Origin of the sequence: Bacillus thuringiensis (assembly GCF_001595725.1) — a bacterium.
Taxonomy (GTDB): domain Bacteria; phylum Bacillota; class Bacilli; order Bacillales; family Bacillaceae_G; genus Bacillus_A; species Bacillus_A thuringiensis_K.
This window is the reverse complement of sequence record NZ_CP014283.1, coordinates 236,034-258,933: the sequence shown is the minus strand read 5'-3', so window position 1 is coordinate 258,933 and position 22,900 is coordinate 236,034. Positions and strand designations below refer to the sequence as shown.

Sequence of the window (22,900 nt, the reverse complement as noted above, 5' to 3'; positions counted from 1 at the left end):
TTTAATGTGGTAGTCCCTGCCAATTAGATAGCATTTAATAAGTATTTAAAGAGCCTTACTACACATAAATTGTAGTAAGGCTCTTATTATCTCTATAGAAATAAGGATTAGAAAATAACTTATCCCCTCGGAAGAAAAAAGACTTTATTTTAACTTCCCTATTGATAGGTTAACACGATAATTCCCATATTTTAATAGTCGACCTAGAAAGTTATCCAATTCTTCATTAGAAGAAAAATGTGTTTTTAATAAATAACATCCTTCACCACTTACACGATGTACTTCAGATATTTCTTCTTCTTTTTGAAAGAAATCCATAAATTCTTGATGATTAGCTGATGTGACAAACAAAGTAACAAATGCAGTCACGGTTTGTCCTAGTTTGATTCGGTTTATAGCGATTGTATATTGTTCAATAATCCCTAAATCCTCTAATCTCCTAATTCGATTTCCTACAGCCTGCCCAGTCATATGTATTTTTTGACCTAGTTCTTTCCATTGTATTCTTGAGTTTTCTCCTAATAATTTCAGTATCTCAAAATCTGTTTGATCAATAATATAAACCAATCCTTTCATCGTGAAAGTAGAAAAGCAGAAAGTGTTTCGCCAACTTATTCAGCTTATCGATACAATTCACTATACTAAGTTTATCCTCTTACATCGCATTGTTTATTAGTTATATTTACTTATAACACAGAGGACGCAACAAAAAAATACATCTAGATTTAAAGGAGGTTACAAATATGTTATTACAAGATATTTTATCGTTCAATGAAAAATTTGTAGAAAATAAGAAATACGCCCCCCGTGAAGCAACAAAAATGCCTAAGAAACGTATGGTTGTTGTTTCTTGCATGGATGCTCGTTTAATTGAGCTACTTCCAAAAGCTTTAGATATACACGATGGAGATGCAAAAGTTATCAGAAATGCAGGTGGTAAGATTGCTGCTCCTTTCGATAGTGTTATGCAAAGTATTGTAGCATCAGTATATGATCTAAATGCAGATGAAATCTTTCTTATCGGACACCATAGATGTGGTGCAAGCCAAACTAATCCCAAAGGAACACTTCAAAAAATATTAGATCGTGGAGTAGCTTCACCAGAAATTTTAGCAGCAATTGAATATGCTGGTGTTGACCTTGAAAAATGGCTATTTGGATTCGATGATATCTGTGATTCGACTCAAGCTAATGTTGATTTAGTAAGAAATCATCCACTTATTCCAAAAGATGTTCCTGTACATGGTTTAGTTATTGATCCTCACACAGGTAAATTAGATGTAGTAGTTGATGGATATAAAACATTAAATGGTATGAAACATTAATCATTACTTAAATGAAGGGAAGTTATTAAATATGAATAGACAAGAAGCTACGCAAAAAATTATGGAAGCAAAAATCGCAAAAGGTTTAACATGGGAAGAAATTTCAAAAGTAAGTGAAAACTCTGAGACTTGGGTTGTAACAGCATTATTAGGGCAGGCTACAATGACACGTCCGGAGGCAGAAAAAATCGGTAAACTATTAGAATTAGATGAAGAAGTAATTCAGGCATTAACAGTAGTTCCACTTAGAGGTCAAGTAATGCAAATGCCTCCTACTGACCCAATCTTATATCGATTATATGAAATGATGTTACAATACGCACCAACTCTTAGAGAATTAATCTTAGAAAAAGCTGGTGAAGGTGTAATGAGTGCAATTAACTTCAATTTAGGTGTGGATACACAAGAAGATCCAAAAGGTGGCGATCCTCGTATCGTTATTACACTTAATGGGAAATTCTTACCATTTCGTACATGGTAATCAATTGAAAATTCATCTATATAATTAAAGTAATTTTATAGATTTACAAAATCCATCCTTTTTAATCTAACTGTATAGAAAGGATGGATTTTTACTATGAGATTCTTTTTCAGTAAAGGAGAATAATATGAATAAAAAATACTTTAATACAAGCTTTAGTATTCTACAGTGGTTTGTGTTTCTATTAGCAAATGCAATTGCATTGCCTATCATTATTGGTGGCATATTCCATTTATCAGTAGAAGATATTTCAACATTAATGCAGCGAACTTTTTTAGTCGTGGGAATAAGTTCATTTATACAAGCATGGTTTGGGCATCGCTATCCCATAGCGGATGGTCCAGCCGGTTCATGGGTAAGTATATTTGTCATACTGGGACAAGTTGCTATGCATCAGGGACAAAGTGCAAAAGACGTGTTGCAACTTTTAGAAGGTGGGTTAATTATTGCAGGTATATTACTCTTCGTTCTTGGTATAACAGGGCTTGTTCATCGAATCTTACGTTTATTTACTCCTTTAGTTACAGGGACATTTCTTTTAATTTTAGCACTTCAACTTAGTGGTGTGTTACTAAAAGGAATGATGGGATTACAAGGATCTGCAACTCATCCTGATTATCCAACAGCTATTATTGCGCTCTTTGTTTTTGCCCTTATTACTTTCTTATCAATTAAAGGGACAGGATGGATGAAAAGGTACGCTGTGTTACTTGGAATTTCATGTGGTTGGCTTTTGTATACTCTTTTAGGAGAATCATCTTATATGCCTACACATACAACGCTAGTTAAGTTACCAGAGATATTTGCTTGGGGCACACCTAGATTGGATATTGGAATGACCCTAACTGCAACTTTATTTACATTTCTTTTAGTTGCAAATACAATTGCTGCTATTTCAGCTGTAAAACAAGTAGCTCCCTTATCTAAAGAAAGTGAAAAGCAAACATTGAACCGTGGTGTATGGGTCGGAGGTATATCACATATTATCTCGTCGTTGTTTTCTACAATTGGTATTGTACCATTACCTGCATCAGCAGGATTTATTCAATTAACAGGACAAAGAAAGTTGAAGTCGTTCCTTATAGCAAGTCTTATATTAGCAGGAATTTCTTTTGTTCCCTCAATCGTAAGCTTTATATCCTTGCTTCCAGGCCCTATTGCCAATGCTGCACTTTTAGCAACATTTGTCCAAGTAATAGGCATTTCATTTCAATCGATTTTAAGCGAAGAATTAAATCAACGCCGATTAACTATATTAGGAATTACATTATTAATCAGTTTAGGAATAATGTTTCTTCCAGAAAGCGCATTTAGTGGCATTCCTTCTTCCTTACAATATGTTTTAAGGAATGGATTGCTCGTGGGTACCGTGATTGTCATTCTATTGGAACAGTTTTGGAAAGAATAAAGTATTTATATGCTTTTTTATTTGGAAGAAAATAAAGAATGAAAATCAGCATTTGGAAATATTTTAAAATATCTTGATATAAACCTATGTATTTTGTAATATATAGGTATATTGTTAGTTTATTTGATTCCGTTCATTCCCACACCTTATGTGTTGTGGTTGAGTTGTAGAAGTAAGTTTTTTTCTTACTTTAATTTTGAAAGGGCTTCTTTGAGCCGATTAGTGTAATTAGCTTATTTTGCTATGCACAATTAATCGACTTGAGGAGGCCTTTTTTGTTTGGGTTTAAACAGGTATAAATATACATTTCTGTATAAAACAACAGATTAAGATAGGAAATTTATATAGGGGGAGAAAACATATGAGTAATTGATTTGTTTATCAGGGAAATTGGAGGGATATGTAGTTTTTTTACGTTAAATGTATACACGGATATATGAAACTGTGGTTGTAAAATAGATACATAATAGATTTACGAATCGCAGCAAAAATAATTATATAGAAGTTTTGTAGACGACATAAATGTACTCATTATAAGAAGGATGAATAGAATTTTACTGTGAATTTTTAAAAAAACGTATCAATTGATACGTTTTTTTATTGTAATTCTAGTAAATATGAGGTACGATTTGAAAGGGGAAAGAATTTTAATGCATATTAGCTTTCAAAATAGGGAGACAAAAAAGCACACTAATTTTACAATCGGGGAGATTGAGCAGTACATATTAGAGTTTAAAAAATTAATTAAAAATAATCGATTTACGGTTTCTCGAAATGAAAAAAGGAAAGAGAATAGTGAATTTTTAGAGGCTAATAATATTAACGCTAGTAAAGTGAAAGAGATTCTTCTTAATATAGGAGTACGTGATTTTTGTTATGCAGTTGATAATAAAAATCCAAATTTTGCTCATGAAAAATTGTATATCTTTTGTCCACAATATGAGTTAGATAATTGGGGACAAAAGAAGTCGGTAGACATATATATTAAGATGAATCTAATTGAAAATAAGGACAGGAACAAATACATGATTGTTGTTTCTTTTCATAAAAGGAATAAACCAGTCACTTATCTTTTTAGGTAAAGATAAGTGACTAATGGTTTTAGAATGAGGGAGGATTTTTATGTTGGTTTTATGTGAGTTTTGTCGAGATATGGTAAGGTATTCTACTAAAGATGTTTCAAAAGTGACAGTCATTAGAGGGAAGCAATATCATTACGTAGGTAAAGAAGCAAATTGCGAGGAGTGTAAATCTGAAATATTTGTTCCTAACATTCATGATTATAATTTAGAACAATTAGATCATGCCTATAGACAACAGGAACAGTTAGTCACTATTTCTGAAATAAGAGAGGTTTTAGAAAAATATAAGATTGGAAAACGTCCATTGTCTTTACTTTTAGGTTGGGGAGAGGTTACCCTAACAAGGTATGTAAATGGAGATATTCCGACAAAGCAGTACTCGGATATATTGAAAAGATTAGGTAGAGATCAATCTTTTATGCTAGATATTTTGGAAAGAAATAAAGATTTAATTACTCAAAAAGCATATAGAGTTTCTAAAGAAGCAATCGCAAAGCTACAGGAAAATAGTGATATCCCTTCTACGCAGACTACGAAAATCGAGGAAGTTGCTAACTATTTGCTATATAAAAATGATGATATTACTCCTTTAGCTCTTCAAAAGCTGTTATACTATGCGCAAGGATTTTGTAAGGTGTTTACTGGAACATATTTATTTGAAGATGATTGTGAAGTAGGAAGTCATGGCCCGGTATATCGAGTTATTTTTAATAAATATAAAGTATATCAGTACGACAATCTTGAAGTTAGTTATGTTAGTACAAATCAATTAACTCAAATAGAAAAGGAAATATTAGACTGTGTAATGAATACTTTAGGTTGTTATAGTGGGAAGAGTTTAGAAAAAATGATTCTATTTGACTTACCATGGGAAGTTGCTCATCTAGAATTAGAAGATAATGGTCCCGGTAAACCTATTATGGAAAAAGAAGAGATAGATAATTGCTTTAATACAATGAAACAGGCATATAATTTAGTTACAATTTCTGATATAAAGAAATATGGCATAAAAGCATTTGATAATATAAACAATTCAATGTTGTAACTATATCATTTTTAATATGATTGATATATGAATTTTTTTACTGTTAATTAGGCCTCTATAAAGGTATTAAAAGATAGTACTAATTACAAAGGATTAGGATTGCAGAATATAAACACTTTTAACACGATGTAAATGTGCATATTAAATAAAAAGTAAAGTGAATTGATACATTATATGGTAAAATGATATATGTGAATACGCCTTATGAAGTAAATTTTATGCTTTGGACCTTTAGCTCAGCTGGTTAGAGCAAACGGCTCATAACCGTTCGGTCGTAGGTTCGAGTCCTACAAGGTCCACTTATAAACAAGGAGAAAGCACTCGAATGAGTGCTTTCTCCTTGTTTATAATAAATAAAGGGGATTGTGATATGAAAATAATTGATTTAGAGACAGAAAGAAAAAAAAAGGAAAAATTAATGGTAACTATTCCAATTATAGAACTAATATATGGAGAAAAAGGGGAAATTGAATTTAAAGTAGTGGGAAAGAAAGTTGTTCCACAATCCATGTTAGAGAATTAAACTACTTTCAATTCTTATAGGCTGTAAGGTCGTTAAGTGGGAGATTTCTAAGTACGAAAACTTCGTGGATTCTAATTGATTATGCTATCCCTGTAGTTCCTAAGGTTAAGAGATGAGTTTTCTCCGTTAGTATGGGAGAAAGGAAAGGACATAGCTATTGCGCTTTTAGATACGGGTTGCAATATTAATATAAAGACGTTATTCTTTCCTATGATTTCTCAGAAAGAATAACGCCTTTTTCATTTTAGAGAGTATTTTGTCTTGTTAGCTTGATAGCGATAGGGTAGCGCCATCAAAACACAAATTTCGTACGCTAAGAGAATTTGGGAAGAGCTAAGGTTCTGATTCCCTTAAAGGAAAAAACGAAAGAGAATTCCTAACAATAAAGTTGTATTCACCTAGGAAAATTAATATGCTTTGAACTAAGAGGTAAGATATTTGCCAACCTTCTTCATACTTTTTGTAGCTGGAGTTAAATACAAAATATTACAGAAGTAGAGACAACATTGATAATTAGATTTAGCCCACTGGTGCGTTGTAACTAGTCTAATAGTAATCTTTCTCGAAGCTCACTGTATTATCGAAAAGAATTGCGCATGCTAATGCATTCATTGCTTATTCTTTAGTTTATTGAATATAATGATCCTATTTCTAAAATAGAAGGATGATAGGATCAATTACTTGTCATTATAAATTTAATTAAAAAACAATTGTACTAACAGCATGTAGATAATTGTTCCACCTGCTATGGAGAGAAGCATTTGTCTCTTCCATATGTGGAGCATTATTACTACTCCTACTGAAATTAATTCTGGAGCACCATGATTGCCGGATAATAAGTTTAGATCCTTAAAACAATAAATAACTAAAAGACTTATGACAGCTGAAGGTAGTACCCTACCGAGATACTGGACATATTGCGGAGTAGGTTTATCTGATGGGAACACTAAGAAGGGAAGGAACCTTGTAATCATTGTGCCTAAAACCACTATACCCACTGTTATAACTTGTTGCAGTAAACTCATTGTCACACGGAAACCTCCTCTACGTTTTCTATTGGTTTTTTTAGGATAGTAAGTACTAATAAAATCATAATCATTGCAGGAATGATGAAATTGTTTCCACCAAAAATAATTAGGCTAAATATCGATAATCCCAGTCCTACAAGAGCGCTATAATGCTTTTTCTCCCTCATCCACTGTTCAACAAAAATCACAACGAAAAGTGCTGTCATAACGAAATCTAGTCCTTTTGTATTGAAGTGTACAAGGGAACCAAAAATACCACCAATTGCGGCTCCTATACCCCAATACAAATGATTAAGCAGTGTCACGAAGAACATAAACCAACCCTTATCAACATCTTTTGGAATATCAACAGTAGAATTAATAGAAAAAGATTCATCACATAGTCCAAAAATAAGATAAAACTTTTTCTTTCCAGTTCCTTTATACTTATCTAGCATAGAAATACCATAAAATAAATGCCGTGCATTCACCATTAAAGTAAGAAAAAGTGCATGAATTGGATTAAAAGCAACCAGTAATAAATTAGCTGCAATAAATTCCATTGATCCTGCGAATATGATTAAGCTCATTAGAATTGGATATATTGCACTGAAACCCAGAGAGTTCATGTAGATTCCATAAGCAATTCCTAAAAATACAAAACCAGCAAAAATAGGTATTGTATAAGGGAAAGCTGCACGGAATGCGATTCGTATTTGATTTCTATTTTTCATATTATTCACATCCTTAATCAAGAGCTTTATTGCATACAAATTTAACACATAAAATCCATACAATGAATAAGAAAATTGTATGGATTACAATTTTCTTTAGAGGAGTGTGTTATTCTAACTTTAAAATAATGCTGAGTTTATATCCTTATAATAATTTTCAAAGTTTATAAATCTTAATTTTAACTTTTAAAATCTATACTATAAAAATTTAATCGTAGAGGTGAAGCATGCCAGTAAATTCATTTGAAAATTACTCTATGTCTTGGAAACCTAATAAGGAACTATTAAAGCGTCCGTTTTATTCCTCTATTGCAGCACTACTTGAACATGATATTGTAAATGGTTTTTTAGCTCCAGGAACAAAATTGCCTCCACAACGAGAATTAGCAGATTTTTTAGATTTAAACTTTACAACAATTACCCGAGCTTACAAACTATGTGAAGTTAAAGGCCTAATTTATGCAATCACAGGGAGTGGAACTTTTGTAGCTCCTAATGCAACTCGTTCCATTACTATTTCTACAGAGGAAATCAGAAACTGCATTGATCTTGGATTAGTAGCATCATTTGAGCAAACTAATAGTATTGTCGCAGAGACTATTCAAAAAGTCGTAGATAAAAAGTATTTAGAGCAACTATTAAATTACAATGATCCAACTGGTCTTCCGCATCAAAAAACGGCAGGTCTCAATTGGATGAAGTCTTTCGGCATTAATGTGGATCAAGACCATATAGCAATAGTTTCGGGGGCACAAAATGCTTTAGCAATTACATTGACAGCGTTGTTTAAACCTGGAAACCGAATTGCAACTGATATATATACCTATTCAAATTTTATCGAATTGGCAAAAATGCTACATATTCAATTAGTACCCATTCAAGGGGATGAATTTGGAATGCTCCCAAGTGAACTCGATAAGCAATGTAGTCAATTAGATATTCATGGTATTTTTTTAATGCCTTCTTGCTCTAATCCTACTACGATTATGATTTCAGATTTTCGAAAAAAAGAGTTAGCAGCAATCATTCGAAAGCATCAAATAATTTTGATTGAGGATGATATTCATGCATTTTTGACAGCAGGGGTTATTTCTGATTATGAGCAACCAATGTTTAATTTACTTCCAGAACAAAGTGTTTATATTAGTGGAACTTCTAAGTGCATTTGTTCAGGGTTAAGGGTTGCTTATATGGTATTCGGGGATGCCTTACGTAAGGATATTTTAAAGGCTATATTTAATGTCAATGTTAAAACATCTTCTTTAGACGTAGAGGTGATAACAGAGCTAGTGTTATCAGGAAAAGCTCATGAAATTGTTAAGCAGAAGAAATTTTTAGCGGAGTCTGCAAACGAAATTTATTCAGGCTATTTTTCTTCCAACAAGGCTGTAGGGCATCCTTTTAGTTTTTACCGTTGGCTACCTATTCAAAATCATTATGATGCATTTCAATTAGAAACAGATTTGGAGAGGAACGGCATTCGGGTTTTTCATTCCGAGCGCTTTATTACCGCACAAACCATGCCTAATCAGTATTTACGAGTTGCTCTATCCTCTACAAACTCATTAGAAGAGTTGAAAATAGGGCTAGAAATACTAAAACAATATCTCGGCTAGTTTAAAAAGAATACAGCAGACATTTACTTAAAATAAAGGAAAATGCTATTTAACAGTAAAAATGTAGTAAAAACTCTTCTATAGGCAAGAAGAGTTTTTTTGTGAGTCTATAGTGTTCTGGGGGTATTAGTATTTTTATCATTAAAACAATAAATAAATATATATAAATATAATGTATTTGTGTTATTATGATTAAGTTGGAAAATAAAGTATATTTTTATTCGTAAAAATAATTAGGAGAAGAAGGGGAAATAGCATGAAAATGAAAAAAATGATTTTAACAGGTGTAGTACTTGCAGCAACAACTTTAACATCTTTATCAAATGTACAGGCAGATACAACATTTAAAGATGTTCCAGCAAATCACTGGTCTACAAAAGCAATTTATGATTTAACAAATCGTAAAGTAGTGCAAGGGTACGGAAATAATATCTTTGGCTTTGGTGACAATGTAACTCGTGGGCAAGTTGCTCGAATGATTTATATGTACCTAAAACCAGCAGATGCAGATGCTAGCTTCAAAAATCCTTTTACTGATATTAAAGGACATTTGTTTGAAAAAGAAATCTTAGCACTTGCTAAAGCAGGATTTGTAAATGGGTTTGGTGATGGGAAGTATGGTCCAGATGATATTTTAACTCGTGAACAAATGGCACAAGCACTTACAAATGCTTTTAAATTTAAGGCAACGAAAACAACAAAATTTTCAGATGTTGATAAAAATTCTTGGTCTTACGGTGCAATTAGTGCATTAGAGGAAAATGGGGTTACAATTGGTACTGGAGGTAATATGTATTCTCCCAAAATGTTTGTAACACGTGAAGCGTATAGTCAGTTCTTATATAACTCTATTAATGCAGTTGAAAAAGAAACAAAACCAGAGCCAAAGCCAGAGACAAAACCAGGGGTAACGCCAATAGGTATTCCCAATGCGTTAGTGACAGATGATTTTTTCTTTGATAGATATTCAATTGAAATTTCATCTGTAAGAGAGCGATCTATTTCTAAACAAGGTCAAAATCTTGTTACTGAAGTAAATAAGAAATATAATGCGAATTTCAGATATAGATATGTAGCATCAGAAATTGATCTATATACTCCTAATTTGCCAAGAATGATTGACTCTCATGGTTCATTTTCGTTTGTTGGGAAGGATGAAGATAACTTCTATTTCATGTTTGTCGTTGACAAATCAACTGTTGAGTTAGCGAAAAACTGGATGCATATGATAAATCCGAATTTCACTCTTGATAAAGAGATTGATAGATTAGTAAATCCAAATCCAGAATTAAAAAAAGAAATTGATAGTTTTGTAAAAAATGATAAGGATTATATCAATCGTTTTGAAAAAGATAATCATAGCGTAGAATTAAATGTAAGTCCTCTACAGTGGGTAAAACCTGGGGAGTCTGTAGTTACTCTACATCCAGATTACTATGTATTAGGAATTTCTGTACAGGGAAAGTAATATTTAAGTAGTGTATTGATTTTCGTACAGTGAAGGATAGACAATATTAGGGCTTATTGATTTTTTGAAACAGACCTACTGTTATTGAAGTGCACCCCAATTGTTAGACACATAATTAACAATTAGAGGTGCATTTTTTTATTTGCTTAACTGTATAGATTTTTTAAACAATAGATACTATTTCATTTCTTTTGCTTTAAAGATGGAGCACTCTCTTTTTCTCGTCAGCGTTTGAACCAACAATTAAAACATCTTAATTCCTTTAGCAAGGCTTGTAAAATTCCAAAAGTTCAACAGGAATATTATTTTTGTATGCTATACATGCTTTTGTATCACCACGCTGAATGGTCTTTTGGTCAATTAACAAAAGCGCAGCAAACGTATTTGCTTCTATCTCTAATTTATCAACGGAAAAGAATGTATTCTTACGCAGAAAAGGTGTATTTGCATGAGTATGTAGAACCGCGTGTCCTAATTCATGGGCACAAACAGTTCTCTGCATAGATGGAGATAAATTAGTATTAATAACAATGAAACGATTTCTTTTTTCATATTTATAAAAACCATTTATTTCTTCATGTAAATCCCATGTTAGTACATGTATTTTTAAGTAATCTGCAAGCTCATAGGGGTTTTTCGTGTTGTATTTGGTGCAAAGTTGTTGGACTAGATCTCTAATGACGAATTTCAATGTTTTCCCTCCTAAGCTTGCATCAGTTATCGTCTGGATTACGATATTTCTTAGGCACGTATTTTTTATTGATTACTTTTGTTTGTTTTACAATGTACTCCATCGCATCTAATAATGACTCTACCGCTTCTTGACTCATAGGTTCACCAGAGAACATTAAGCCATCTTCGCCTTGTAGATCTTTCTTTATTTCTTCCATTCTTTTTGCTATATCTTTCTCATCTTTTGGCGTTACTTGTTCGTTTGGTTCGCCTGTAACAGATCGACCAAGTAAATAGTCAGCTGAAACTGAAAAGCAATCAGCTAATTTAGTTAAAACATCATGTGGAGGGAACCTCTCTTCTGATTCGTAGTAACCTATCATTCTTTGGGATACGCCGATTTTTTCTGCCAGTTGTTTTTGAGTTAAATTCTCTTTTTTTCGTAAGGATTTTATTCTAAGTCCTATCACATCGTTCACCTCTCTAATTGAACTAATTGTTCTCTTTGAATTCATTTTAGCACAAAAAGTTCTTTTATGCATTGACAAAGAACAATTAGTTCTTTAATCTGTATTTAGAACTAATTGTTCTTATGGAGGTGTGATAATGGGAAATAAAATGTACGATCCGAAAAAAAACTTATATAAAGAAATTGCTAGCTATTGCGGAGTAACTGAACGCTATATTCGAATGATTGATCAAAAAGAAAGAACGCCATCAATGGAGACAGCTAGGAAGATTGCACAGTTTTTTGATAAGAGTGTAGATGATATTTTTTTTAGTAATAAATCGAACTTTAAGTTCTTTTTAACCGCACTTTGGTTTAAAAAGTGTGGAAAGTAGATTTTGTCATGGAGAAGTTAAGAGTTGCAATAAGTAAGTAAAAAAGGTTTGAAAATATGAGAGGTAGATAATATGGGGATTTTCCGAGTAAAAAAAGATAATAATTATTCCGTTATTAATAATACCGGTCTAAAGGATAAGAGGCTTTCTTGGAAGGCGAAAGGAATATTAGCTTACATACTTACACTTCCAGATGATTGGGTGTTTTATAGAGAAGAATTATCGCAACATGCAAAAGACGGTATTAATAGCTTAAGAGCTGGAATGCAGGAATTAAAAGAGTACGGATATATTAGAAGATTTCCTGTTAGAGATGAAAAAAACAAAATTGTTAGATGGGAGACAATTATTTACGAAATCCCAGTGGATGATTATCCACCAGTGGAAAACCCACCTGCTGGAAAACCTGTTGCTGGTAACCTACCGGTGGATAATCACAAGCTACTAAATACTAATATACAAAGTACGAAAGAACTAAATACTAATATACAAAATATAAATCATATTCATGATAATAAACAAAGTTTACTCTCAAAAAAATTAACAAATGAAGATTTTAAAATAAGTCATCAATTTTTGATGAAGAATAGAATTTCATTAAGTGAAATAGCAATTATAGAGCTTGGTGCATTTTGTGAATCATTAGGTAGTGAACTAATTGGGGAAGCAGTAAATAGATCAATTGATGAAAATGTACCAAAGTGGAGATATGTACGTGGGATTCTTAAAAATTGGGAAGCCAAAAAGGTAAAAACACTCAAGGATGTAGCTATGCTAGATGCACAGTTTGATCTTGGTAAGAATAAAAAACAATTTGGGTCAGGGAATACCAATCGAAATGAAATGGTACCAGAATGGTTACATGAAAAAGAAGATATTCCAGAAGAGCAGCCTATAAAAAATAATGAGTTAACTATTGAAGAAGAGCGTGAGAGATTAAAAACTTTATTAAAAAAATATAAATCATAATTAATATTTATAAATTTTATTAAATTGATAATAAAGGTTAGCTTATCTTTGGTGTTGAACTACTCACCACTTAACGTCCTAATGAACTGTTTGAAGTGGGAGATTCCTGCGAACACCGATGTATCCACCAGTTATCTTAGCAGGCTCTATCCGCAGTCCCTACGGTGAGAACATAAGTATCTTGTACGCTGACTCACCACACTACCTACTTTAGCTTGGTTTTCGCAATTTTGAGAAGCGTGGGGCGATAGAACGTTGAAGATTTTACGGTTGCAACGTTTTTCTGCAACCAACCTCATATCTTCAGTTTTCGAAGAGCAATCTGTACAAGTAAATGATAGCAAATATGTTGGCTTATGCCAACCGACATTCATCTCCCACCTAAAATTGGTGTTTCACACCTTCACATTTTTGAGGAAGGAGTCTTCTTTCGGAAAACGATAAAAATAAAAGCAGCATTTAAATAAAGAGAAGTAGGGGGATTATTATATGTTTGACTGGCTTAAAGATTATCAGAAACTAGAAGAAGAAATTGCATATTTAGAATATAACTTAGACAAATCAAAAGCAGAATTAAAGCGCTGGACTAGTGGGGACTTGCAAAATATACGATTAACTGCTGAATCGGAAGGGGCTAAAGTAGAAGATCGGATTGAAGCTATTGAATATGAATTAGGACATAGGATGAATGAAGTATTTGATTTAAAGATTTTAATTAATAAGTTTACAGGATTAGATCATCAAATACTCAAAATGAAGTATATTGATGGAATGACCTTAGAACAAATAGCGTTTGACTTGCATTATAGTACAGGCTATATCCGACGCAAACATGCTGAAATAAGAAAGATTGTCAAGTTTGTAGAAGGGTTTTAATGTTACCTTTTTGTAGGATACATGCAGTGTACAGAAAGTATTGAAAAAGTGATTTATAGTAGTAATATAAGATTTTGACGAAAGGGCAACTATTTTTATGGTTGCTCTTTTTGTTGTGAAAGAAGGTGAGCAACATGAAGTAATTTTAAAAAATAATTTTCATTTAAGTGTTAGAGGTACTTAGTAGATTAAGAGTTTTATAGAAAAAATAATAGGAAAATAAGGAGAGATTTAGTAATGAGTATATTAGCTGCTTCAGTTAAAACAAAGAATCTGCCACAACAAGTGTTACGTTGGCAATCAATGGTAGAAAGTGAATGTTCAGCACAAGGTGTGTCTGAATTAGTTCCCTATGTACTTGGGATTATTATGGTGGAGAGTGGAGGAAACTCTGAAACAACACCTGATATTATGCAGTCCAGTGAATCACAAGGTTGGGCGATGAATACAATTAAAAATCCTAAAGATTCAATTTATTATGGAGTAAAGCATCTAAAAGGAGCTTTTGATGATGCAAAGAAAAATGGCATTACAGATTTAAGTGCCATTGTTCAATCATATAATTTTGGACGAGCTTACCTTCGCTGGTTAGCTTCTAACAATAAACAACATTCATTACCGGTGGCAGATCAGTATTCTAAAACGGTTGTTGCGCCATCACTTGGTAATACAACTGGTGCTATGGTCAAGTATAGTCAGCCTATTGCTGTTGCATATAATGGTGGCTATCGATATAAAAATGGAGGGAATTTCTTCTACTCTGAAATTGTTAAACAATATGTAGATTTTGATGAAGCTGGTAATAACAATAAACCAATACAACCGGTGGGCTTGGGGATTGCTGTAAATAAATATCCGAATAACGGTGGGATTAATCTATATAGCCAACCACAAGGAGGATATTTTACGAGGGTAATTTATGATAAAACACCGTACCTTATTATAGATGCAGCGTGGTATGAAAATCCTATGATTTGTCTAGGAAACGAGGCATGGGCTGCTCTGGAACATTTCGATGTGCAATGGTTTAGTGCTTATTCAAAATATCCACCAGGCGGTGGTATTAACACATATGATGGTCCTAACGGAAATTATACAGGTTTTGTAGATGGATCTGCTCCATATAGAGTTTTTGGACGATTAAATGGTTATATAGATATTGGAAATAATACATGGGTAAAAGAAGAACATTTTAATGTTAAATAATGAAGGATAGCTTTTCGTTCTGTTCATCTTAAAATTTGAACAACTAAAATATATCCAAAAAATAATAAATATAGACAGTGAACGAAGGTGCTCATTTAAGTACCTTTTTTAAATGGTGTAAAAATAGAAAGGGAGACTAATATGACAAAATTTATTTATCCTACAGATACAACGAGAGTAACAAGTGGTTTTAGAGGCAGCAGACCAGATCACCATGGGATAGACCTTGCTGAAGCAGGTTATCACCCTATTTATGCAGCGGCTAGCGGTCAAGTTAGTCGTTCTTATTTTTCATCTAGTTATGGTGAATGTATTATGATTGTGCATACAATTGATGGAGTTACATGGGAAACTGTATACGCTCATATGCGTAGTGGTTCTCGAACAGTAAACGAAGGTGATTATGTTTCACAAGGACAAACTATTGGAGTTATGGGAAACACGGGGGATTCTAGTGGCCAACACTTACATTTTGAATTGCATAAAGGACGTTGGAATGCGAGTAAAAGTAATGCTGTGAATCCGTTAGATCACTTGGGTAAAGCTGGTGGTGGTAACAATACTGATAAACCAATTCAACCAGTAGGTCTGGGGATTGCTGTAAATAAATATCCGAATAATGGAGGGATTAATCTATATAGCCAACCGCAAGGAGGATATTTTACGAGGGTAATTTATGATAAAACACCGTACCTTATTATAGATGCAGCGTGGTATGAAAATCCTATGATTTGTCTAGGAAACGAGGCATGGGCTGCTCTGGAACATTTTGATGTGCAATGGTTTAGTGCTTATTCAAAATATCCCCCAGGCGGTGGTATTAACACATATGATAGTCCTAACGGAAATTATACAGGTTTTGTAGATGGATCTGTTCCATATAGAGTTTTTGGACGACTAAATGGTTATATTGATATTGGAAATAATGCATGGGTAAAAGAAGAACACTTTAATGTGAGATAGTATTTTGAAATCTATAAATATCAAATTAAATGGAAGAAGCAGTGTGATACTTTTCTATGAATTCGTTTAAAACGATGGTGTAGGAGTGTAGAGAGGAATTAAAGGAAGAGCAACTGATAAACAGTTGCTCTTTTTCTTTTTTAGCAGGTGAAGACAAGGAATTTATTAGAGAAAATGCTGGCCGTATGGAGATTAGGTTACTAGATGTACTAAATAATGCAGTGAGAATTTTAGTAATAAAAACGAGAGAATAAAAAGGAGATGTTCAGTAATGGAGATTAGAAAAAAATTAGTGGATTCAAGTAAATATGCCATAAAATGTCCCAATGTAATGAAGCCAGAATTCATCACAGTACATAATACGTACAATAATGCATCAGCTGAAAATGAAATTTCTTATATGATTGGAAATAATAATGCAGTTTCGTTCCATGTTGCAGTAGATGACAAAGAAGCAGTACAAGGTATTCCGTTTGATCGTAATGCTTGGCATGCTGGTGATGGTAACGGAAATGGTAATCGTAAATCCATCGGAGTGGAAATTTGCTATTCTTTAAGTGGTGGGGATAGATATTATAAGGCGGAAGATAATGCAGCAATTGTTATAGCTCAGTTAATGAAACAATTCAACATTCCAATTAGTAATGTACGTACACATAAATCGTGGAGTGGGAAACATTGTCCACACCGTATGCTTGACGAGGAAAGATTGGATCAATTCATTGAGAAGGTAAATAAAGTATTTAACAACAATAATAATAAACCAATACAGCCAGTAGGTCTGGGGATTGCTGTAAATAAATATCCGAATAATGGAGGGATTAATCTATATAGCCAACCGCAAGGAGGATATTTTACGAGGGTAATTTATGATAAAACACCGTACCTTATTATAGATGCAGCGTGGTATGAAAATCCTATGATTTGTCTAGGAAACGAGGCATGGGCTGCTCTGGAACATTTTGATGTGCAATGGTTTAGTGCTTATTCAAAATATCCCCCAGGCGGTGGTATTAACACATATGATAGTCCTAACGGTAATTATACAGGTTTTGTAGACGGGTCTGTTCCATATAGAATTTTGGCACGAAAAGATGGTTATTTGGTGATTGGAAATAATGCATGGGTAAAAGAAGAACATTTTGATGTGAGATAAGGTTAAAGAATTAGAGTCACTCGTATGAGTGGCTATTTAATTTTTGGATTGGAGTATGATTGAAAATAGAAAATGTCAGTAGTGTTCTATACTAAGTTGTTTTTATGTATCGATTCAAGAATAAAAGGAGTAGTTTAGTGCGTAATTTGTTTATGTTGAATTAAATAAGAAGTGGGAAAGAGGTGGCAAAATGGATAGTTTACAAGAGGTGAAAGGTGATATTCAGGAAATAAGGCAAGATATTAAGGATATACGATTAGAGATTAAAAGTTTAGAAATGCGGACGACAGGTAATGAAAAGGACATTATTAATATTAATAAGCAATTAGACAAAATCAGTGCTAATACAACTTGGATCCTACGCCTTATTATTGGTGGACTAATTGGAGCTGCTCTTACCTTCTTTTTGAAAGGAGGAGGTATGTAATGATTGAAATTACAGCAATGATTGGGGTTGTTGTAGGAATTTCACAAATTGCAAAAACAACTGGACTGCAAACAAAATATATTCCGTTATTTAATTTAACACTTGGCATTACGCTAGGTGTTTTATTTTTGTCTCAAGATATTAAAATGAATTTATTTCAAGGAATGATTATCGGATTGTCAGCTAGTGGATTATTTGACCATACAAAAATTATAAAAAGGGATGCCGATAGAAAATGAAAAAGAAATATAAGCATATTTTATCCATAGTTGTTGCAATGATTTTAGTAGTATCAATTGAAACAAATGTATTTGCTGATAGAATTCTATTTATTCCTGATTTACCAAAACAACCATACCGTTATGGTGTTGGAGCTTATGAAGGTGTTGTGGCACATTCTACAGCTACCCCAGAGGCACCAGCAATTAATATTCAAAAATATGAGTCTCGTACATGGCGTTCAGCGTTTGTTCACTACGCAGTGGATTGGAATGAAAAAATTCAAATTGCATCTACAAAACATCAGGCATGGGGGGCAGGTCCAGCAGCAAATGCTAGATTTGTTCATGTTGAATTGTGTGAGACAAGTGATCCATTAAAATTTAAGCGTTCATATGAAAAATATATAGAATTAATTGGGGAAATCTTGCGAGAACGAAATATTCATCCCTCTAAAGGATTATGGACCCATAGGGATATTACTTATAAATTAGGCGGGACAGACCATGAAGATCCACTGGATTATCTTCGTAGTCATGGCGTATCTGAGGCTAAGTTCCGAGCAGACGTGTTAAAGGTTTATAATGGGAGCACGGTTACAGTGGATACCAAACCACAAAAGACAAATGAAATACCTGGTACAGTAGAGTCGAATGGTATTGCATATATTGAAGGATACAATGTAAATCTTCGCTCTGGACCATCAACAGAAAATAGTGTTATTCGTAAGCTACAAAAAGGTGAGACTTATAAAGTATGGGGTAAATTAGGAAATTGGTTACATCTTGGTGATAACCAATGGATTTATTATGATTCTTCATATATACGTTACCAAGGAAATGAACCTGCTACAGTAATTGGTAAAAGAGTTATTTCAAAAGTAAATAATTTACGTTTCTATGATTCTCCATCTTGGCAAGATAAAGATGTTGCCGGTACTGTAGATATGGGTTTAGGATTCATTATTGATACAAAGGTAATTGTAAATAATTCACCACAATATAGAGTGCACAATAGTAAAGGTAAAACATATTATATAACAGCAAACGAAGCCTATGTGTATGTGAAGTGAAAGAGAGGATCTGCTCTAGTATGGGGCGATCCTCTTTTTTTTATTTATTATTTTAGCCAAGAAGACTCCTTCCTCAAGGAGCGTGAAGGGTCACAGCCCAGTGAGTAGGTGGGAGATGAATTGGCTTCGAACAAGGGATGGCAGGAAGCCATCTTAATTGTTCGACATACAGAAATTGTTACTCGACTACCTATCGAATGTACGTTTGGTGTATAATAGTTATATACCGAAATGGAGGTGAATCAAATAATGATTAATAAAGCCTATAAGTTTCGTATCTATCCAAATCAGGCACAAGCAATTCTAATCAACAAAACGATTGGGTGTTCTCGCTTTGTATTCAATCATTTCCTATCCTTATGGGATCACGCATACAAAGAGACAGGAAAAGGCTTGACCTATGGTACATGCTCTGCCAAACTACCTGCCATGAAGAAAGAGCTTGTTTGGCTAAAAGAAGTGGATAGTATCGCGATTCAGTCGTCTGTTCGCAACCTTGCGGATGCTTATATGCGCTTTTTCAAAAAACAAAACAGCGCACCGCGCTTTAAATCTAAGAAGAACAACGTACAATCTTATACCACAAAACAAACAAATGAAAACATTGCCGTTGTAGGGAACAAAATAAAGTTGCCGAAACTAGGCCTTGTTCGATTTGCCAAAAGTCGCGAAGTAGAGGGGCGTATTATCAATGCTACAGTTAGACGGAACCCTTCTGGTAGATATTTTGTGTCACTATTAGTTGAAACAGAAGTACAAGAACTTCCGAAAACACATTCTTACATTGGAATAGATGTAGGACTAAAAGATTTCGCTATTTTGTCAGATGGAACACACTATGAAAATCCGAAGTTTTTCCGATTATTAGAAGATAAGTTGGCGAAAGCGCAGCGTGTGCTTTCTAGAAGAATGAAAGGATCTTTTCGCTGGAATAAACAACGAGTAAAGGTAGCTAGAATTCATGAATACATATCAAATACTAGAAAAGATTACTTGGACAAAATTTCAACTGAAATCATCAAAAACCACGATGTTATCGGTATAGAGGATTTGCAAGTATCGAATATGTTAAAGAATCATAAGTTAGCAAAAGCAATTAGTGAGGTATCTTGGTCGCAATTTCGATCCATGTTAGAATACAAAGCAAAATGGTATGGCAAACAAGTCATTGTCGTATCGAAAACATTTGCTTCCAGCCAATTATGTTCTTGTTGTGGGTATCAAAATAAAGACGTTAAAAATCTCAACCTACGTGAATGGGACTGTCCTTCTTGTCAAACACATCATGATAGAGATATTAACGCAAGTATCAATCTAAAGAATGAAGCGATAAGGCTTCTAACCGCAAGGACTGCGGGGTTAGCCTAATCAATTAGAGTTCGATAGAACTCTTTACTTAGGAATCCCTCACTTCTAAACGAAGTGAAAGTGGGGGTAGTTCAATATGTATAAATTAGGTTTAATGGTGAAAAGAAGAGTCTATGAATGATTTTGGTTTGGAAAAATATTTTTGATAGGAAAATATAATAGTGTTATATTTTAATTTAATGATACAATATTTAAACATCGTTTTTGACATGATATAGATTTACTTAAAGATGTCGATTTTGGAAAAACAGAAGGTAAGGTATTAGGTAAAGAGACATGTTGTTTATAATGAACGTTAATCCTGTATTATAATTTAGGAGAAATATATTAAGTAAGGAGTTTTTTTATGCTGAAATGGGCTAAGTGGATTGCCATGTTTGTGATTTTTATCTGTAGTATTTTAACTATCGACGCTCTTGTTGGTAGCAAAAAAGGTATAAAAACCATTACAGCAGCAGTTGAGGAATTCACTGCGGATAAAAAAAATATAGGAAATCAAAAAGAAGTAAAGCAAGGAGCCGAAACAAGTGATTATAAACATTTAGACAAGCAGCATTATGCATGGGTAATGGATGATTATTTAAAGGACCTATCTGATGTGGCAACCCGATTTAGAATTTTAGAGGCTGATGCAGAAATTAAGGGTACTATAAACAAATCGTGGGTTTCAGAAGTAGGCGATGTTTTCTATAAAATGTCTTATCTCATCTCAAGTGTACGATATGTAGAACCCCCAACAGAATTAAAGGGTCTACATTCATCTATTTTAAAGGCGATGGATAACTTGCAATTTGTTATAGACAACTATGGAGATGCTGCGAGCCAAACAGATTTAGCGAAATTAGACAAATGTTTAAAATCGTTAAGAATTGCTAGGGATACAATAGAAGAGGCGCGTAGTGAATTATCCACTTACGAATAATTATCATAAAAACCAATTAGTATTACATAACATCCTCAGAAGTATATATGAAGTTTAGCGTTTTCTTTGTAGTTAAGGGAACAGTAATCTCAAAGGTTTCAATTCTAATGTTTGGTACATGAAAGAGGATAGTAAGGAATGGAAGGTAGGAAAGATCAACGCTGTTGAGTACATGGATAAGGCTGGCATGAAGAAAGCGACATTTTACAAGAGAATGAGGGAATACGAGGAATTTAAATCATTAAGATTATATAAATAGATTTTATAATTTTGTTGTTTGAAAATGCAACCACAGTCAGTAGAGAGGATATAGTCGTCTGTGTAGCAACGGAACCAAAACTTACGTTAAGTATTAGCGGACATAAAAGACCGATTTTGAATGTTTTGATGTCCGCTAATGCTTATAGCGTGATTTGGTTCTATTGCTATACAAAGGCCATCATCACCATACTGAATAAAGTGAACAAAATATAAATTTGATTCATAAGTAAGAGGAAGGCACCTTAGGGTGTCTTTTTATTTTTGGATTTTTTTAGAAAATATTTGAAATATAATACAACTAATTATATTATTGTTTGTATATGATTTTAAATAATTCTGAAATTTGGTAGGGGGAAACAACAATGAAATTAGGAAAAATAGCATTAATTGGAGCGTTAACATTTAGTGGGTTTACTGCAGTAGAAATGAGTAAGCCTACCTCACAAGCAGCTGCAGCTTACTCAGATCCACTTAATGATGATTGGGGATTCAAAACCATTATGGATTTACAAAATTCAGAGGAAAGTACATACCAACCTGATTGGAAGATTGGGAATTTAATAACTGGTGATACATTTTACTTAACACAGCACTTTGGTAGGGAACATTTTGGTGCGCAAATGGAAATTTATAAAATCCACACAAATGGTACCCTAGAACGATTCCAAACAATAGAACCAGAATTTATTCCTGGAACAGAAATTTGGCAAACACCTATCACAGATAGCTATACAAGTGGTAATTATGTCGCTGTAATTAAATATCGTGGTGAATTCACGTATTCAAATCAATTTACAATCAATTAAGGATGTAAACACATTAGAAAAAGGCACCTTAGGTGTCTTTTTTATGCATAAAAAATCCTCATCTTCCTATAGAAAAGATAAGGCCTTTATATATTATTTATTATCCGATTCATAAGTTTTATTATAAACACATTTAGCTTCTCCAAAAAGACCACCGGTGTCCCATTCTCCACCATAATGAGCACAATTTAAAGGTGTACGATCGTTTCGCATACTTGGATTCTTAGGTGATTTATAGCCATCATTTACAATACTACCAACAATAAATATCCCTCCAATTACAAATACCACAGCAACGATTAATAGTATCTTCCCATTAGAACCAGTAACAATGTCGTTTACAACTTCTTTTGCTTCTTGTTGAGTTTCACCTTTTGAAAATAATGAAAGAATAATAGATATGATAAATATGAAAAAAAACACAATTATAAATATCATTATTTATAATTGT

26 protein-coding genes and 1 tRNA gene are annotated in these 22,900 nt (G+C 33.3%); 21 read left to right on the top strand and 6 right to left on the bottom strand.

Annotated elements, in window-relative coordinates:
• Positions 1–144: 144 nt before the first annotated feature.
• Positions 145–576, bottom strand: coding sequence for an Lrp/AsnC family transcriptional regulator (locus AXW78_RS27320; RefSeq protein WP_000677474.1), 432 nt, complete (start codon positions 574–576; stop codon positions 145–147).
• 167 nt (positions 577–743) lie between these two features.
• On the opposite strand from AXW78_RS27320, the gene AXW78_RS27315 reads away from it, so the two are divergent.
• From AXW78_RS27315 to AXW78_RS34035, 7 genes are all read left to right on the top strand, one after another.
• The gene (locus AXW78_RS27315) at positions 744–1,325 is read left to right on the top strand and encodes a beta-class carbonic anhydrase (RefSeq protein WP_000926478.1); all 582 of its coding nucleotides are present in this window, start codon (positions 744–746) and stop codon (positions 1,323–1,325) included.
• A gap of 31 nt (positions 1,326–1,356) precedes the next feature.
• Positions 1,357–1,806, top strand: coding sequence for a cyanase (gene cynS / locus AXW78_RS27310; RefSeq protein ID WP_001081566.1), 450 nt, complete (start codon positions 1,357–1,359; stop codon positions 1,804–1,806).
• Between the two features lie 127 nt (positions 1,807–1,933).
• Positions 1,934–3,214 carry a purine/pyrimidine permease gene (locus AXW78_RS27305; RefSeq protein ID WP_001037035.1) on the top strand — a complete coding sequence of 427 codons (1,281 nt, stop codon included), beginning with the start codon at positions 1,934–1,936 and terminating at the stop codon, positions 3,212–3,214.
• Between the two features lie 650 nt (positions 3,215–3,864).
• Positions 3,865–4,296 carry a hypothetical protein gene (locus AXW78_RS27300; RefSeq protein WP_000548171.1) on the top strand — a complete coding sequence of 144 codons (432 nt, stop codon included), beginning with the start codon at positions 3,865–3,867 and terminating at the stop codon, positions 4,294–4,296.
• Positions 4,297–4,336: 40 nt separating this feature from the next.
• Positions 4,337–5,341: a type II toxin-antitoxin system antitoxin SocA domain-containing protein gene (locus tag AXW78_RS27295; protein WP_000960612.1), complete on the top strand. Its 1,005-nt coding sequence runs from the start codon at positions 4,337–4,339 to the stop codon at positions 5,339–5,341.
• A 225-nt stretch (positions 5,342–5,566) separates the two neighbouring features.
• A tRNA-Ile gene (locus AXW78_RS27290) sits at positions 5,567–5,640 on the top strand.
• Between the two features lie 71 nt (positions 5,641–5,711).
• Positions 5,712–5,864 carry a hypothetical protein gene (locus tag AXW78_RS34035; protein WP_000691088.1) on the top strand — a complete coding sequence of 51 codons (153 nt, stop codon included), beginning with the start codon at positions 5,712–5,714 and terminating at the stop codon, positions 5,862–5,864.
• Positions 5,865–6,559: 695 nt separating this feature from the next.
• Here AXW78_RS34035 and AXW78_RS27285 read toward each other — a convergent pair.
• Positions 6,560–6,895, bottom strand: coding sequence for a branched-chain amino acid transporter permease (locus AXW78_RS27285; protein ID WP_000178820.1), 336 nt, complete (start codon positions 6,893–6,895; stop codon positions 6,560–6,562).
• A complete protein-coding gene (azlC, locus tag AXW78_RS27280) occupies positions 6,892–7,605 on the bottom strand; it encodes an azaleucine resistance protein AzlC (RefSeq protein WP_000797392.1) in 714 nt (237 codons plus the stop codon). The genes AXW78_RS27285 and azlC overlap by 4 nt, the downstream gene beginning before the upstream one ends.
• 227 nt (positions 7,606–7,832) lie before the next feature.
• On the opposite strand from azlC, the gene AXW78_RS27275 reads away from it, so the two are divergent.
• On the top strand, positions 7,833–9,221 hold the full coding sequence (locus AXW78_RS27275) for an aminotransferase-like domain-containing protein (RefSeq protein ID WP_001145012.1): 1,389 nt from the start codon (positions 7,833–7,835) through the stop codon (positions 9,219–9,221).
• Positions 9,222–9,477: 256 nt separating this feature from the next.
• Positions 9,478–10,689 carry an S-layer homology domain-containing protein gene (locus AXW78_RS27270; protein ID WP_000782478.1) on the top strand — a complete coding sequence of 404 codons (1,212 nt, stop codon included), beginning with the start codon at positions 9,478–9,480 and terminating at the stop codon, positions 10,687–10,689.
• A 262-nt stretch (positions 10,690–10,951) separates the two neighbouring features.
• Here AXW78_RS27270 and AXW78_RS27265 read toward each other — a convergent pair whose 3' ends face one another.
• Together AXW78_RS27265 and AXW78_RS27260 are read right to left on the bottom strand one after the other, a co-directional pair.
• Positions 10,952–11,380 carry an ImmA/IrrE family metallo-endopeptidase gene (locus tag AXW78_RS27265; protein WP_000673778.1) on the bottom strand — a complete coding sequence of 143 codons (429 nt, stop codon included), beginning with the start codon at positions 11,378–11,380 and terminating at the stop codon, positions 10,952–10,954.
• Between the two features lie 22 nt (positions 11,381–11,402).
• Positions 11,403–11,831: a helix-turn-helix domain-containing protein gene (locus AXW78_RS27260; protein ID WP_000579788.1), complete on the bottom strand. Its 429-nt coding sequence runs from the start codon at positions 11,829–11,831 to the stop codon at positions 11,403–11,405.
• A 136-nt stretch (positions 11,832–11,967) separates the two neighbouring features.
• On the opposite strand from AXW78_RS27260, the gene AXW78_RS27255 reads away from it, so the two are divergent.
• The 12 genes from AXW78_RS27255 (at position 11,968) to AXW78_RS27200 (ending at position 22,449) form a co-directional block, all read left to right on the top strand.
• A complete protein-coding gene (locus AXW78_RS27255; protein WP_000527101.1) occupies positions 11,968–12,204 on the top strand; it encodes a helix-turn-helix transcriptional regulator in 237 nt (78 codons plus the stop codon).
• Between the two features lie 72 nt (positions 12,205–12,276).
• Positions 12,277–13,173 (top strand): DnaD domain protein, encoded by an 897-nt coding sequence (locus tag AXW78_RS27250; RefSeq protein WP_000510881.1) that lies wholly within the window; start codon positions 12,277–12,279, stop codon positions 13,171–13,173.
• Between the two features lie 489 nt (positions 13,174–13,662).
• Complete coding sequence (locus AXW78_RS27245) at positions 13,663–14,049, top strand: hypothetical protein (protein WP_000460734.1); 387 nt, start codon at positions 13,663–13,665, stop codon at positions 14,047–14,049.
• Between the two features lie 237 nt (positions 14,050–14,286).
• Positions 14,287–15,255, top strand: coding sequence for a lysozyme family protein (locus AXW78_RS27240; protein WP_061884948.1), 969 nt, complete (start codon positions 14,287–14,289; stop codon positions 15,253–15,255).
• 141 nt (positions 15,256–15,396) lie between these two features.
• Positions 15,397–16,218, top strand: a complete 822-nt coding sequence (locus tag AXW78_RS27235) for a M23 family metallopeptidase (RefSeq protein ID WP_061884947.1) — start codon at positions 15,397–15,399, stop codon at positions 16,216–16,218.
• Positions 16,219–16,489: 271 nt separating this feature from the next.
• On the top strand, positions 16,490–17,374 hold the full coding sequence (locus AXW78_RS27230) for a peptidoglycan recognition protein family protein (RefSeq protein ID WP_061884946.1): 885 nt from the start codon (positions 16,490–16,492) through the stop codon (positions 17,372–17,374).
• A 190-nt stretch (positions 17,375–17,564) separates the two neighbouring features.
• Entirely contained in the window at positions 17,565–17,801 is a 237-nt protein-coding gene (locus AXW78_RS27225) for a hemolysin XhlA family protein (protein ID WP_000377823.1), read from the top strand.
• Positions 17,801–18,040, top strand: a complete 240-nt coding sequence (locus tag AXW78_RS27220) for a hypothetical protein (protein ID WP_000570185.1) — start codon at positions 17,801–17,803, stop codon at positions 18,038–18,040. Before AXW78_RS27225 ends, AXW78_RS27220 begins: the two co-directional genes overlap by 1 nt.
• Positions 18,037–19,092, top strand: coding sequence for an N-acetylmuramoyl-L-alanine amidase (locus tag AXW78_RS27215; RefSeq protein WP_000731449.1), 1,056 nt, complete (start codon positions 18,037–18,039; stop codon positions 19,090–19,092). The genes AXW78_RS27220 and AXW78_RS27215 overlap by 4 nt, the downstream gene beginning before the upstream one ends.
• Before the next feature lie 249 nt (positions 19,093–19,341).
• A complete protein-coding gene (gene tnpB / locus AXW78_RS27210; RefSeq protein ID WP_000608424.1) occupies positions 19,342–20,460 on the top strand; it encodes an IS200/IS605 family element RNA-guided endonuclease TnpB in 1,119 nt (372 codons plus the stop codon).
• A gap of 346 nt (positions 20,461–20,806) precedes the next feature.
• Positions 20,807–21,382, top strand: a complete 576-nt coding sequence (locus AXW78_RS27205; protein WP_000922179.1) for a hypothetical protein — start codon at positions 20,807–20,809, stop codon at positions 21,380–21,382.
• Positions 21,383–22,005: 623 nt separating this feature from the next.
• A complete protein-coding gene (locus tag AXW78_RS27200; RefSeq protein ID WP_000765882.1) occupies positions 22,006–22,449 on the top strand; it encodes a DUF5065 family protein in 444 nt (147 codons plus the stop codon).
• A 93-nt stretch (positions 22,450–22,542) separates the two neighbouring features.
• On the opposite strand, the gene AXW78_RS27195 is transcribed toward AXW78_RS27200, so the two are convergent.
• The gene (locus AXW78_RS27195; RefSeq protein ID WP_000576235.1) at positions 22,543–22,887 is read right to left on the bottom strand and encodes a hypothetical protein; all 345 of its coding nucleotides are present in this window, start codon (positions 22,885–22,887) and stop codon (positions 22,543–22,545) included.
• Between the last annotated feature and the right edge of the window lie 13 nt (positions 22,888–22,900).

Coding starts and splice junctions, on each gene's coding strand:
- AXW78_RS27320 (WP_000677474.1), bottom strand. CDS start 576: ATGAAAGGATTGGTTTATATTATTGATCAAACAGATTTTGAGATACTG.
- AXW78_RS27315 (WP_000926478.1), top strand. CDS start 744: ATGTTATTACAAGATATTTTATCGTTCAATGAAAAATTTGTAGAAAAT.
- cynS (WP_001081566.1), top strand. CDS start 1,357: ATGAATAGACAAGAAGCTACGCAAAAAATTATGGAAGCAAAAATCGCA.
- AXW78_RS27305 (WP_001037035.1), top strand. CDS start 1,934: ATGAATAAAAAATACTTTAATACAAGCTTTAGTATTCTACAGTGGTTT.
- AXW78_RS27300 (WP_000548171.1), top strand. CDS start 3,865: ATGCATATTAGCTTTCAAAATAGGGAGACAAAAAAGCACACTAATTTT.
- AXW78_RS27295 (WP_000960612.1), top strand. CDS start 4,337: ATGTTGGTTTTATGTGAGTTTTGTCGAGATATGGTAAGGTATTCTACT.
- AXW78_RS34035 (WP_000691088.1), top strand. CDS start 5,712: ATGAAAATAATTGATTTAGAGACAGAAAGAAAAAAAAAGGAAAAATTA.
- azlC (WP_000797392.1), bottom strand. CDS start 7,605: ATGAAAAATAGAAATCAAATACGAATCGCATTCCGTGCAGCTTTCCCT.
- AXW78_RS27275 (WP_001145012.1), top strand. CDS start 7,833: ATGCCAGTAAATTCATTTGAAAATTACTCTATGTCTTGGAAACCTAAT.
- AXW78_RS27270 (WP_000782478.1), top strand. CDS start 9,478: ATGAAAATGAAAAAAATGATTTTAACAGGTGTAGTACTTGCAGCAACA.
- AXW78_RS27255 (WP_000527101.1), top strand. CDS start 11,968: ATGGGAAATAAAATGTACGATCCGAAAAAAAACTTATATAAAGAAATT.
- AXW78_RS27250 (WP_000510881.1), top strand. CDS start 12,277: ATGGGGATTTTCCGAGTAAAAAAAGATAATAATTATTCCGTTATTAAT.
- AXW78_RS27245 (WP_000460734.1), top strand. CDS start 13,663: ATGTTTGACTGGCTTAAAGATTATCAGAAACTAGAAGAAGAAATTGCA.
- AXW78_RS27240 (WP_061884948.1), top strand. CDS start 14,287: ATGAGTATATTAGCTGCTTCAGTTAAAACAAAGAATCTGCCACAACAA.
- AXW78_RS27235 (WP_061884947.1), top strand. CDS start 15,397: ATGACAAAATTTATTTATCCTACAGATACAACGAGAGTAACAAGTGGT.
- AXW78_RS27230 (WP_061884946.1), top strand. CDS start 16,490: ATGGAGATTAGAAAAAAATTAGTGGATTCAAGTAAATATGCCATAAAA.
- AXW78_RS27225 (WP_000377823.1), top strand. CDS start 17,565: ATGGATAGTTTACAAGAGGTGAAAGGTGATATTCAGGAAATAAGGCAA.
- AXW78_RS27220 (WP_000570185.1), top strand. CDS start 17,801: ATGATTGAAATTACAGCAATGATTGGGGTTGTTGTAGGAATTTCACAA.
- AXW78_RS27215 (WP_000731449.1), top strand. CDS start 18,037: ATGAAAAAGAAATATAAGCATATTTTATCCATAGTTGTTGCAATGATT.
- tnpB (WP_000608424.1), top strand. CDS start 19,342: ATGATTAATAAAGCCTATAAGTTTCGTATCTATCCAAATCAGGCACAA.
- AXW78_RS27205 (WP_000922179.1), top strand. CDS start 20,807: ATGCTGAAATGGGCTAAGTGGATTGCCATGTTTGTGATTTTTATCTGT.
- AXW78_RS27200 (WP_000765882.1), top strand. CDS start 22,006: ATGAAATTAGGAAAAATAGCATTAATTGGAGCGTTAACATTTAGTGGG.
- AXW78_RS27195 (WP_000576235.1), bottom strand. CDS start 22,887: ATGATATTTATAATTGTGTTTTTTTTCATATTTATCATATCTATTATT.